At 37.3% G+C, this 13,475-nt stretch carries 8 protein-coding genes and 1 pseudogene; 7 read left to right on the top strand and 2 right to left on the bottom strand.

The window, feature by feature from the left end; genetic code table 11:
• Window positions 1-139 precede the first annotated feature (139 nt).
• Together mfd and gldJ are read left to right on the top strand one after the other, a co-directional pair.
• The gene (gene mfd / locus BWI92_RS12210) at window positions 140-3,505 is read left to right on the top strand and encodes a transcription-repair coupling factor (protein ID WP_095163543.1); all 3,366 of its coding nucleotides are present in this window, start codon (window positions 140-142) and stop codon (window positions 3,503-3,505) included.
• 154 nt (window positions 3,506-3,659) lie between these two features.
• Window positions 3,660-4,904: a gliding motility lipoprotein GldJ gene (gene gldJ / locus BWI92_RS12205; RefSeq protein ID WP_095163542.1), complete on the top strand. Its 1,245-nt coding sequence runs from the start codon at window positions 3,660-3,662 to the stop codon at window positions 4,902-4,904.
• A gap of 49 nt (window positions 4,905-4,953) precedes the next feature.
• On the opposite strand, the gene BWI92_RS12200 is transcribed toward gldJ, so the two are convergent.
• Entirely contained in the window at window positions 4,954-5,637 is a 684-nt protein-coding gene (locus tag BWI92_RS12200; RefSeq protein WP_176464406.1) for a ComF family protein, read from the bottom strand.
• 114 nt (window positions 5,638-5,751) lie between these two features.
• Between BWI92_RS12200 and BWI92_RS12195 the strand changes: the two genes are divergently transcribed.
• The gene (locus BWI92_RS12195; RefSeq protein WP_095163540.1) at window positions 5,752-6,096 is read left to right on the top strand and encodes a carboxymuconolactone decarboxylase family protein; all 345 of its coding nucleotides are present in this window, start codon (window positions 5,752-5,754) and stop codon (window positions 6,094-6,096) included.
• Window positions 6,097-6,143: 47 nt separating this feature from the next.
• Window positions 6,144-6,500, top strand: coding sequence for a hypothetical protein (locus BWI92_RS12190; RefSeq protein ID WP_095163539.1), 357 nt, complete (start codon window positions 6,144-6,146; stop codon window positions 6,498-6,500).
• Between the two features lie 177 nt (window positions 6,501-6,677).
• On the opposite strand, the gene BWI92_RS12185 is transcribed toward BWI92_RS12190, so the two are convergent.
• Window positions 6,678-8,126, bottom strand: coding sequence for an SGNH/GDSL hydrolase family protein (locus BWI92_RS12185; RefSeq protein ID WP_095163538.1), 1,449 nt, complete (start codon window positions 8,124-8,126; stop codon window positions 6,678-6,680).
• A gap of 369 nt (window positions 8,127-8,495) precedes the next feature.
• Here BWI92_RS12185 and BWI92_RS12180 point away from each other — a divergent pair, with 369 nt between their 5' ends.
• From BWI92_RS12180 to BWI92_RS12170, 3 genes and pseudogenes are all read left to right on the top strand, one after another.
• Entirely contained in the window at window positions 8,496-9,257 is a 762-nt protein-coding gene (locus BWI92_RS12180; RefSeq protein ID WP_095163537.1) for an exodeoxyribonuclease III, read from the top strand.
• Window positions 9,258-9,390: 133 nt separating this feature from the next.
• Window positions 9,391-12,735 carry a DUF4175 family protein gene (locus BWI92_RS12175; protein WP_095163536.1) on the top strand — a complete coding sequence of 1,115 codons (3,345 nt, stop codon included), beginning with the start codon at window positions 9,391-9,393 and terminating at the stop codon, window positions 12,733-12,735.
• 98 nt (window positions 12,736-12,833) lie between these two features.
• Window positions 12,834-13,475, top strand: a pseudogene (locus tag BWI92_RS12170) (hypothetical protein); the annotation flags it as partial.

Below are 13,475 nucleotides of genomic sequence, written 5' to 3'. Positions count from 1 at the left end.
TTTTTTACAGTTATTTTTGTGAAATGATTGCCACAAAGGCTCAAATATTCGGTATTTGAGCCTTTGTGGCTAATTGTGTTTTTCAGAACTGAAAAACTCTTACCTTACGATAAAAACAGACTCTAGCTTTTTTTCAACCATGCTTGTTAAAGATTTCCTGAAGCTCTACCGTGAAGATGGCGTTGTGCAAACTATTTCGGAGCAAACCAAAAACCGAGAAAAGTATCCTCATATTCAATTAAAAGGGCTTTCTGGTAGTCTTGATGCCGTTATTGCCTCAGCAATACATCAACTGAACCCCAAGCAAGACCATTTATTCATCCTTGAAGACCGTGAAGAAGCGGCATATTTCCTCAACGACCTCCAAAGTTTACTGGGCGAAGAAGTTCCTATGCTTTTTCCAATGTCCTACAAAAAGGCCTATCAATACCAAGATATTGACAATGCCAATGTATTGATGAGAGCAGAGGTTTTGAGTAAAATCAACAACAATACCAATACAGGACAAATCATTGTTTCGTATCCTGAAGCACTTTTCGAGAAAGTTATCAACAAGCGTTCTTTGATGAAAAATACGCTTACTGTGTCTTTGAACGAACAGTTAGATACCAACTTTTTGGCAGAGGTTTTATTAAGTTATGACTTCGAAAAAACTGATTTTGTGTACGAAGCAGGGCAGTTTTCTATTCGTGGAGGTATTGTAGATGTTTTTAGTTTTTCGAACGAACTCCCTTATCGTATTGACCTCTTTGGCAACGAAGTCGAAAGTATCCGCACTTTCGACCCTGATTCACAACTTTCGATTGAATCAGTTTCCAAAATCAATATCATTCCCGATGTTCAAACCAAACTAATTCAGGAAACTCGTGAGCCTTTCTTTCAATTTTTATCGCCCGATACACGCCTTTGGTTTAAGGATGTTGAACATGCTTTAGAAATTGTGGAAAAATGCTTTGAAAAAGTAGAGCAAAGTCTACAAGAAATCTTAGCAAAAAGTGGAGGAATTCAAATTGTATCTGACCCTAATCAACTGTTTGAAAGTCGCCGTAGTTTTTTACAGTTAGTCAAAGGATTTGGCTCTATTGAATTTGGAAGAAGGTTTTATTTTAAAGATAAAACCGAAAAGCTGACCTATCAAGCCAAATCTCAACCTTCGTTCAACAAAGACTTTAAACGTTTGGCAGATAATCTTCGGGAATATCAAGGCTTTTATTTTACGAATATTATCACTTCCGAATCACAGCGTCAATTAGAACGACTGACCACGATTTTTGAAGAAATCGACTCCAATGTGCGTTTTCAGCCTATTACCATTGGACTTCGCGAAGGATTTATTGATGAGCAAAACAAAATTGTTTGTTATACCGACCATCAGATATTTGATAGATTTCACCGTTTTAAAGAGAAAAGTAAATACTCTAAATCCAAAGCCCTTACGCTCAAAGAGCTCAGAACCTTGCAAGTAGGCGATTATGTGACCCATGTCGATTACGGAATTGGGCGTTTTGCAGGTCTTGATAAAGTAACAGTCGGAGAATCTGAGCAAGAAGCTATCCGTTTGATTTTTAGAGACAACGATGTATTGATGGTCTCTATTCACTCTTTGCACAAAATTTCAAAATTTTCGGGTAAAGAAGGGGGACCTCCAACAATGTCAAAATTGGGTTCGCCAGAATGGGAGAATAAGAAATCACGCATCAAGAAACAGGTTCAGGATATTGCCAAAGAGCTTATTGCTCTTTATGCACAGCGTCGTTTGGCGCAGGGATATGCTTTTTCAAGAGATAGCTTCCTACAAGCCGAATTGGAATCTTCGTTTATCTATGAAGATACCCCAGATCAGGCAAAAGCCACAGCTGATGTAAAAGCTGATATGGAAAAACCAAACCCTATGGATAGGCTAGTTTGTGGTGATGTGGGTTTTGGAAAGACCGAAGTGGCTATTCGCGCGGCATTCAAAGCTGTTGCAGACTCCAAACAAGTGGCGATTTTGGTTCCAACTACGGTATTGGCCATGCAACATTTCCGTACTTTCCGTGATCGATTAGAAAATTTTCCTTGTCGTGTCGAATATATCAACCGTTTTAAGTCGACACAACAAATTAAAGAAACGCTAAAACGTGTTGCAAATGGCGAAACCGACATCTTGATTGGTACGCACCGCATTGTGAATAAAGACGTTTCTTTTAAGAATTTAGGCTTAATGATTATTGATGAAGAGCAAAAATTTGGGGTAAAAGTCAAAGACCGCCTCAAAGAAATGCGCGTCAATATCGATGTGCTAACGCTTACGGCTACCCCAATTCCTCGTACTTTGCATTTTTCACTAATGGGTGCTAGGGATTTATCGGTAATTGCTACGCCTCCTCCAAATAGACAGCCAGTAACTACAGAACTGCATGTATTTAGTGACCAGTTGATTCGGGATGCGGTGAGTTATGAGTTGAAACGCGGCGGGCAAGTCTATTTTGTACACAACCGAGTGGCAGAACTTGAAAGTATTGGAAATACGATTCTGCGCATGGTTCCAGATGCCAAAATAGGAGTCGCACACGGACAAATGGAGGGCGACAAACTCGAAAAGGTGATGATGAACTTTATTGAAGGTCATTATGATGTCCTTGTTTCTACGAATATCATCGAGTCGGGAATTGATATACCGAATGCAAACACGATTATTATCAACCATGCCAATCATTTTGGACTTTCTGATTTGCACCAAATGCGAGGTAGGGTAGGGCGTTCGAACAAGAAAGCATTTTGCTATTTGTTAACCCCTGCACTTTCTCTATTGACTACAGATGCTCGTAAGCGCCTCAGCTCTTTGGAAGAATTCTCTGATTTGGGCGATGGATTCAAAGTAGCTATGCGAGATTTGGATATTCGTGGCGCAGGAAATTTGCTTGGTGCAGAACAAAGTGGCTTTATCAATGATTTAGGATACGAAATGTATCATAAAATCCTCGACGAAGCAGTTCAAGAACTAAAAGAAAACGAATTTAGAGCCTTATTTGAAAATGATTTGGCCGAATCTGCCAACAAATTAAAAGTAGATTGTCAGATTGAGACCGACATGCACGTACTTATCCCAGAAAATTACGTAACCTCTATTTCTGAAAGATTATCGCTTTATACTCAACTCGATGATATGAAATCGGAAGAAGAGTTAAAGAATTTTCAAAGAGCTATTAACGACCGCTTTGGGCCAATTCCGCCAGAAGTGAAGGATATGATAGAAATCGTTCGAGTTCGTTGGAAAGCAGAAGTTTTGGGAATTGAAAAAATTATGTTAAAAAATAATAACCTGCGTTGTTTCTTCGTTTCCTCACAGAACGAAAGGTACTATAAATCAAGTGTTTTTGGCAAGATTCTTGATTATGTGAAAGTCAACCCTAAAAAATGTTCGCTCAAAGAAGCGAAAGGGCGGTTAATCCTTAGCTTTGATAAAGTCACTTCTATTGACGAACTTCAAACAATTCTGACTGACATATACTCTCGAGGATAGTTTTTTGGAAGTATTTTCCCAAACATCGTTCAAAAGCGCAAACAAATTGGGTCGCTTCAGCGCTTTTTATACCAAAAACACTAATTTTGTGTTTAATCAATAACTCGATTTTAGTATTAAATATTTATACAACGACAATCCAAGTATTTAAGAAATGAAGTTGTCTATCAAATCAGTAGCTGTTTTATTACTAGGGTTAGCCCTTGTGAGCAGTTGCAAAAGCAAAAAGCCGAATAGTGTTAAGCTAGGTAAAAACAGTACTGCTACTGGTATTACCTACAACAAAAAAGGAGGATTCCAAGTTGATAAAAAATTCAAAGGCCAACCTACAGGTCCTAATCTCGTGTTTATCGAAGGTGGACGCTTTACGATGGGTGCTCTTGAAGAAGATGTTATCAACACTCGTGACAACTTGGAAAGAACCGTTTCTGTGCAGTCATTCTATATGGATGAGACAGAAATTGCCAATGTTCACTATCTCGAATACCTCAATGCTATTCAAAAAGACTCTTCACAAGAGTTTTATGAATCTGCTCTTCCAGATACATTGGTTTGGAAAGACGAATTAGCGTTCAACGACTCTTATGTTGAGCAATATCTTCGTTATCCAGGTTTCCGTATGTATCCTTTGGTAGGTGTTTCTTGGACTCAAGCGACAGACTATTGTACTTGGCGTACCGCGGCGGTTAACAATGACCTAGCCATGAAAAACCAAAAAGGCAAGAAGTCAACTACCAAAAGAAAGGGAAAAGCTGCTGGTGCTGAAGTAAAAGCCGCTCCTGCATTCTCTGCTGGTCAGCGTTTACCAATCGAATCAGGAATTGTATTACCTGCTTACCGTCTTCCAACAGAAGCTGAGTGGGAATATGCTGCAAAAGCTATGATTGGAACGCAATACGAAGATGAAAACCAAGTAAATCAACGTATTTACCCTTGGGATGGCCCTTCAATGCGTACAGCTAGAGGCAAACATAAAGGTGAAATGTTAGCAAACTTCAAACGTGGTCGTGGTGACTATGCTGGTATTGCTGGTAAGAGTAACGATAAAGCCATTATCACAACTGAAGTTTATTATTATCCAGCAAACGATTTTGGTTTGTACCAAATGGCTGGTAACGTAAATGAATGGGTATTTGACTTGTATCGCCCACTTTCTTACGAAGACATGAACGACTTGAACCCTATTCGTAGAAATGATTTCATGGATAATGCTAAAAACTACGATAGAAAAAATAACAACTCTTTAATTGACAACCATTCAAGAGTTTACAAAGGTGGTTCATGGGCAGATGTAGCTTATTGGTTAGCTCCAGGTACTCGTAGATTCCTAGACCAAGATTCATCAACATCGACTATTGGATTTAGATGTGCGATGATTCGTGCTGGTACTAATAAATAAGAATATTCATTTTGAAAAGGGCTTAAAATTTCGATTTTAAGCCCTTTTTTTATTGTTCTGCACATGCAAGCACCATAATAGAGATTTCTTTCGGATTTACTGCCTTTATGGCATCAAAACACGACTCTATTGTGGCACCCGTAGTCAAAGTATCATCCACAATAACGATTCTTTTATTTTCAAGTATTTCAGGAGTTATCACCTCAAAGAGTTTTTCCACATTCTCGAAACGTTCCATACGCTTTTTTCTTACTTGTGATTCCGTGGCTCTTACGCGTTGAACAGCATTTTCCAACACAATACCTCCCAAACTTTCTGCGAGTCCTTCTGCAATACATGTTGCCTGATTGTAGCCCCGCTCTAATTGTCGTTTTTTATGCAAAGGAATGGGAATATATACATCAAAAGTATTTGCAAAGCCTACTTCATTGAGATCGGCTCCAAACCATCTTCCAAGCATTTGACCTAGTTCTTGATTGCCTCCATATTTGATGGCATGCATGATATGTTGAACATTACTGGCTTTCTTGAATTTGAGATAGGCAAATTGATGTTGGGGCATAATTCTACCTGCAAAACGATTTTCCAAAACATGATAAAGCCCTTTGTGAGAGTCTGTTTTGGGTAAATCAAACATGCAGTCGGTACAAAGATGTTTTTCTTGGGCTACCAGTGGCTCCTTGCAAGCCACGCATACGTCAGGAAAAAGCAATTGTAGAAATGCTTTGAACATGTTAGGTGTCATCGGTGTTGAGTATTAGGTGTAATAGACTTTGCGCTTTTTATTAGTAAATTAGCGTTCTTTTAAATGAATTAACGATTTTTTTCAGAAACAAACAATACCATTATGAGCTTAGTCACAGAATTTAACGACTACAGAGCTAAAATGAACGAAAAAATTTTAGCTGGTGATAATAAAGTAATCAAACGTATTTTCAATTTAGATACCAATACTTATGCAGAGGGTGCATTATCAGAAAAAACTAAAGAGATGATGGGCTTAGCTTGTTCTATGGTTTTGCGTTGCGACGATTGTGTCAAATATCATTTGGGCAAATGCTTTGAGTTGGGCGTAACGGATGCTGAAGTTCAAGAAATTTTCTCAGTAGCTACTTTGATCGGCGGAACAATTGTTGTTCCTCATTTACGCCGTGCTGTTGAGTATTGGGAAGCTTTACAACAAGAACAATAAACAGAAAAACGGTTCTGACATAAATCAAACCATATTTTCTCAATACCATGGATATAGAATTAGAAAACCTGTCTCAAGAATGGGATATTCTTCTGGATAAACTGGAAAGAATGATGGAAAAACGTCCTTCTGACCTCAATTCGGTGTTATTTCTGATTGGTGTACAAGAGTTAGGAAAAGGACATCGTTTTTTTACTAAAGAAGAAAAACAAGACTTGATGCACATTGCCATTTGTAAAGTGCTTAGTTTTTCGGGTATATATGAGCTTGAAGGTACAGACCAAGATGGCTGGCCACATTGGAAACTGGTTCAACCTTTGCCTTTTGTGAATCTATTGGAACAAGAAAAGCTTTTAAAGGCTCATGTAATTGAGTATTTCGAAAAAGAGGTTTTTAATAGTTAAGGTATTAGGCAAAAGGCATCAGGCAAATAGGTTAGAAATAGCTAATGCCTTAATTCAAAGAATACCCAAAGTTTACCTACTATAGGCATTAAGCTATTAGTTGTGAGCACAAGATAAAAGTATTTTTCAGGTAACCATGAATATGCTTTTATCTTGTGCTTTTGGCTTATAGCCTATCTATTCTGTTCCAACCAATTTGCTATATGCAAGCAAATTAATCTGAGGAATAGTAGCATTATAGGTTTGATTGATGGCTTTTATTACCTCATTGGCAATGACCGCTTGACCAATAGCTGTAGGATAAATACCATCTGCTGAAAAGAAGTTTCCTCGTGTTCCTCCGTCGATTTTAAAACCATCAGCCGAAACATATTGGTTGAGGTGGATTTGATAATAAATTTTCTCTAAATCTACAGTTGCCAATCCTTTCTCTTTTGCCAAAGCCCTAATTCTGTCGTTATACAGTTTTATAAACTGGGTATTATTGTTCAATATCTGAGTATTCAAGAAGGTGGAAGTGGGCAATACTGTAAACACATCATCGCCCTTTTTAAGATTTCTGAACAAAATATCTACTGTTTGGCTTGGGATAAACAGCATATCTGTCGAAGTTCCATTGATAGAAATGCTTTTTGCCTTAGTTTTTAAATCTTCCAAGGTGTACCAATTAAAATATGCTAAATCGGTGATGATTGGCCATGTAAAAACTACTCCTTTGTCCGCTTTAGCTTTTTCTTTTAGCAACTCAATAGTACTTCGCAATACGTTGGGGCCAATGCTATATTTTTCATACCCAAAAGAACTTAAAGCATTTCCATTGTTTTTGATGAGCGAAATCAACATATCACTATCATCTTCCAATAGATAAAAGTTAATAGGCTGTTTTAATATTTGTTCTCTTAATGATACTGATTTATCATCAATGCCATCAGGTAAAATTCGACTAGCAAAAACTCCACCTATACTCCATCTATTTCCAAGTAAATCAAGCGTTTCGGTATTAACTACTCTGCTTGCAATGGTAAGTCCACCATTTTCGGGTAACCCGTAGTTTTGCGCTGAATTACCTTGATATTTAGTCAATATTGGAGGCGTACCAGCTTTTACCGTTGTTACATTATTTTTTACTTCCTTCCAAGTAGGATAGGAGGAACCATCCTCTACAAGGGCTAAATATCCTGTTCCATTTGCCTCTGAAGCAGAAAACAAAGGGCTTTGAAAATTATTCATTCCCATTTGCCATGCTACAAGATTGGGAAACGATGTCATTTGTGCAACCCGATACAATCCACCATTGCGAACGCCTGCAGTCAAGCCTCCACCCATAGCAATCAAATTTAGCTTTTCGCCATTATTGACGATAGTGCCTAGGTTAGGAGTATTATTTCCTTGAAAAAAGGCAGAAATATCTACATTGGAAGTACCAGAGCTTTCTTCCTTGATAAAGTAAGATTTATCAGAAAATGGATATAATGGCGGTAATAAAGTCTCATTACCTGTCGTACTTGGAGGATTGACCACTGGAGGTGCTGGCTGAACCTCGACTTGCGGAGGTAATACTTCAGATGAACAACTTGCTAAAATAGCGATGGTCAATAAAGGTAGAAATCTAATGATCTTTTTCATAGTCGGTGTTTTAAGATGTAAGCACTTGTTTTGTAACTCTTTAATAGTCACAGTTTATTGTAATTCATAGGTATGAAAGAGATGTTGGGTAATACAATTGGGATGAAAAGTGCTTTCTGCATGGAGTAGTACTCTAGGGTATAGCCAAAAATTATCAGAAAAGCATCATGTATGCAAATGTATGCAAAATAGCAACCCTTAGTTTGTTTATTTCCTACTTAGAATATAATAAAATTTCAGTCTTCATTTTCCTCCCAAAAACTATCCTTTCCAGCATAGAATATTGCGGCTTTGCCATGATTTAAGGTTATCTTTGAGATAAAATGTTTGTTAAATCAGCATATTCAACAACAATATCCTTTTTGTTTTATGAAAATCATTACCTACAACGTCAACGGAATTCGTTCGGCTATTTCCAAAGGCTTTATTGAGTGGCTTCAGGCTGCCAATCCAGATATGATTTGCTTGCAAGAATTAAAAGCAGAAGAGCATCAAATAGAAAAGCAACTTCTCACAGATTTGGGATATCACTTATATTGGTATTCTGCTCAGAAAAAAGGCTATTCGGGCGTAGCAATCTTTACTAAAGTTTTACCCAAACATGTAGAATATGGCTGTGGCATAGCAGCTTATGACAATGAAGGACGTGTCATTCGTACTGATTTTGAAGATTTTTCGTTAATGTCTGTATATATGCCATCAGGTTCGAGTGGCGACGAGCGACAAGGATTTAAGTTTCAATGGCTAGATGATTTTCAAGGATATATTAATGATTTGAAAGTACAAATCCCTAATCTTATCGTTTCGGGAGATTACAACATTTGTCATCAACCGATAGATATCCACAATCCCAAATCCAATGCCAATAGCTCTGGTTTTTTACCTGAAGAACGTGAGTGGATGGGGCAGTTTTTAGAAAGTGGGTTTATCGATACCTTCCGTCATTTCAATTCAGAGCCTCATCATTACACTTGGTGGAGCTTTAGGGCAGGAGCGAGGTCCAAAAACTTAGGCTGGCGTATCGATTACCAATGCGCAACTTTACCATTGAAAGACCGTTTAACTCGTGCCTATATTTTACCCGAAGCCAAACATTCAGACCATTGTCCGTCTGTTGTGGAGTTAGATTAAGAATTCTCCACAGAAAGTTATCCACATTTTATAAATTTGTGGATAACTTTCTGTGGAATACTTACCAATTTCCATTTCAGCATGATTATTGGACTTATAATCGTCATATAATCCGCAAAATGATTTTATTACTATGACAAATTCTCCTATTGCCGCACTTTCGTCACGCATTGAAGAATATAAACGAAAGTTTTACCTCAACCGATTAGTCAAAGGATCTATATTTTCTTTGGCTGTTATTTTGTCTGCCTATCTGGTATTCAACACCTTAGAATATTTTGGACATTTCGGCTCATTTTTCCGTGGAGTACTTTTCTTCGGTTTTATTCTCGCATTTGGGTTATCCACATTTTTCTGGGTAATCAAGCCATTGCTATTTCTTTATGGAAAAAGAACTCCCTTGAGTGATGAAATTGCCGCTAATCAAATCGGTAAATTCTTTCCTGAAGTATCAGATAAATTACTCAATACTCTACAGCTCTCAAAAGCATTGAGTCATGAACAAAATGAATTATTGATGGCCTCTATTGCTCAAAAATCGCAGCAATTAGCCATTATTCGTTTTGCCGACGCCATCAAAATTGATCATAACAAACGATACCTCAAATATATGGCGGTACCAGCTGTCGTAATTTTTGGATTATTGTTGATGTATCCTGCCTTCTTTTCAAAGAGTACTGAACGCATTGTCAACTTTAAAAACGAGTATCAAGAAGAAGCTCCTTTTAGCTTTGAACTAGGAAACAAAAATTTGAAAGCGTTCAAAAATGAAGACTTCACGGTAAATCTGGCGCTTCGCGGCAACACCATTCCTGATGCAGTTTATGTATTGGTCAATGATAGAAAAATGAAAATGGAATCAATTGACAGCCGTCATTATTCTTTTACTTTTTCTAAATTACAAGACAATACAGATTTCACTTTTGAAGCAGCTGGCTTTAAATCTGGCAACTATGAGATAGAAGTTGTGAATAAACCAACCCTTGGGTTCTTCGATGTAACTCTTCATTATCCTGCATATTTAAACAAACCTGATGAGCAACTTCAAAATATGGGTAATATCACAGTACCTGAAGGCACGCTTATCGATTGGAATTTTACAGTTACAGATACCGATTCCATTATCTTCGCTTTTGATGGAGATAAAAAGAGATATTTTGCCGAAAAGAAAATACTCGGTGGGGGATATGACTTCAGATTAAAAGCAACGCGCTCAAGTGCCTATCAGGTTTCTCTCAAAAATCAATATTCAACCTCAAATCAAGGGATTGATTTTAACCTGAATGTTATTCCTGACAAATATCCACAAATCAGTCTTGAGCAATACAAAGATTCCACCCTTTACAACTATATGGTTTTAGGAGGAAGTATTGCAGATGACTACGGTTTAAGTCGTCTGGCTGTATTCTATAAAATTTTGCGTGATGGAAAGCCTAATAACGGCAATTATCGCAGTTTCAATATTCCAGTCAACAAAACGCAATCGATTCAAGGATTTTATCAACAATGGGCCATGGATAGCCTTAAATTAAATCCTTCGGACAAAGTCGAGTACTATGTTCAAGTTTGGGATAATGATGGCGTAAATGGCGCTAAATCGACTCGTTCGCAATTATTGAATTATACTATTCCGAGTAAAAATGACATCAATAAAGAAATTGATAATTCTATTGATAAAACTGAGGCTCAGCTAGATAAAACACTTGAAAAAGCCCAAAAGCTTCGCAAAGAATTAGCTGCGCTCGAAAATCGTTTGAAAAATAAGAAAGACCTAGATTTTCAAGATAAAAAGCTCATCGAAGAAATTGCCAAGAAAAAAGAAGACTTGATGAATGAAATCAAAAAGCTTCAAGAGCAAAATCAAAATCTAACAGATAAGCAACAGCGATTCAATGAGCAAAAGCCTGAAATGCAACAAAAAATGGAAGCATTACAGAAAATGATGAATCAATTGATGGATCCTGAGACGCAAAAACTTTATGAAGAATTGAAAAAAATGTTAGAAAAGAATCCAGAAGACAATCATATCAATGAGCAGATGGATAAACTTCGAAACAAAGAGCGTAATACTGAAAAGGAGCTTGAGCGTATGCAAAACCTTTTCAAGAAACTTCAGGTAGAACAAAAACTAGATAAAGCCATCAAAGAGCTTGAAAAGCAAGCCGAAAAGCAAGAAAACTTAGCTGAGAAAAACGAAGACCTTAGTAAAAAGCCTCAAAGTCAAGATAAATCTCAACAAACAGAGGACTTGAAAAAAGAGCAAGAAAAACTTAGCAAAGAGTTTGACGATGTGAAAAAGGACTTGAAAGATGCTGATAAGCTTAACAACGAGGTCAAAAATTCAGATCCGCTCGATTTAGATAAGCAACAGCAAGAAGATATCTCTGAGGACCAGAAAGATTCTCAGCAGAAGATGGACAAAGGCGATAACAAGTCTGCCGCAGCAAAACAAAAGAAAGCTGCCAAGAGCATGAAAAGTATGGCTCAGAAGCTTGCACAGATGAAACAACAAGCTGAGATGAAAGAAAATGAGGAGAATATTGAAACACTTCGTGAAATCTTAGAAAACCTCGTTAAACTCTCTTTTGACCAAGAACAACTCATGAAGGACTTTAGAGGAATTATGCCTTCAGATCCAAGATTTGTGAAGTTATCGCAGGAACAAATCAAATTGCAGGACGATGCCAAAGTAATAGAAGACAGTTTATACACCCTTTCTAAACGAGTGTTGCAAATTGAAACTTTTGTAACCAGAGAAATGGGTAATATGAAAACCTATATGGGTGAATCTGTTAAGCTTATTAAAGACCGTAAAATGGCGATGACTGCTTCCAAGCAACAATTTGCCATGACATCGATGAATAATTTAGGTCTTTTGTTGTCTGACGTTCAAAAGCAAATGCAGCAAAATCAACAAATGATGATGGCTGGCTCAGGAAGTGGAAAAGGTAAGAATAAAGGCAACCAAAAAGGAATGGGACAAAGTCAAAAAGATTTGAACCAGAAAATGCAACAAACACTTCAAAAAGGTTCGCAAAGCAAAGGTGGTATGTCTGAGGATTTGGCAAAGCTAGCTCGAGAACAAGCCCAAATTAGAAAGATGTTGCAGGATATGATGGATAATCAAAAAGGTACAGAGATTGGGAAAAAGCTAGGAGATGAAGTAAAAGACCTTTTAAAGAAAATGGAAGAAACCGAAACTGATTTAGTCAACAAACGACTTAATCCCGATTTAATAAAACGTCAACAAGAACTTCTAACTCGTTTGCTCGAATCTGAAAAAGCCTTAAAAGAACAAGAGGAAGACCAAAAACGTAAAGCAGAAACAGCTAAAAACTACGAAAGAAAGGTTCCTCCACAATTTCAACAATATGTAAAGGATAAGCAAAAACAAACTGAATTGCTAAAAACGGTTCCTCCTAATCTTAATCCTTATTACAAACAACAAGTTGATTACTATTTCAAAAAGATTCAATAAACATGAGTCATCCCGAATTTTTCGTGAAGACTTTTAAAAAAGAAACCTCCTTGTTTACTTTGTGAATTACGACAAACACAAACAAACAGGAGGTTTCTATGCATAAAGCATTTCTACAAAATAATGACATAAAATCGAGTAAGTCAAGACTCTCTCATTTACTTCTTCATAAACTTGATCTTTATCTTGCTGACGTCCAGTTATCGTTAGATTCTGTTCTGGATAAGCGTTTAGTTCGTACTTTTTACGATTTAATAGTTGCCATTTTATTGCATCGACACAACTCTATGGGCTTATTGCTTAGTGAGTTAGGTGGCTATATTTGCGGTTTTTCACATGCTCCCGCTGGGACAAAACGCATTAGTAATCTGTTACGTTCCAAAAAATGGACATCTACTATCATTGATAATTTTCTCTTTAGTCAAACTCGAAAAAGGCTAGAATCGTTAGTAAAACAGGGAAAACGTCCGCTAATGCTTTGGGATGATAGTCGGCTAGAAAAGGCTGAATCTTGGTTTTTGGAAGGGCTTTGTAGTGTAGAAAGCTCAAAGGCAAAACGACTAACACGGATAAAAAAAGGATACTATTCTCCTCCTAATAAACGTATTTGTGTTCCTGGTTATCATTGGACAAGTACGTTGCTCTCAGCTTTGGGTGAGTCTGTAAGTGTATGTCAGATGAGTTGGTGGACTACCAGAGGTAAATACAAGGAATATGGTCGAAACATTATGTTTCGGATG

This window comes from Flectobacillus sp. BAB-3569, assembly GCF_002270355.1.
GTDB lineage: Bacteria > Bacteroidota > Bacteroidia > Cytophagales > Spirosomataceae > Flectobacillus > Flectobacillus roseus.
The sequence above is the reverse complement of the archived record's forward strand: the minus strand, read 5'-3'. Positions and strand labels throughout refer to the sequence as shown.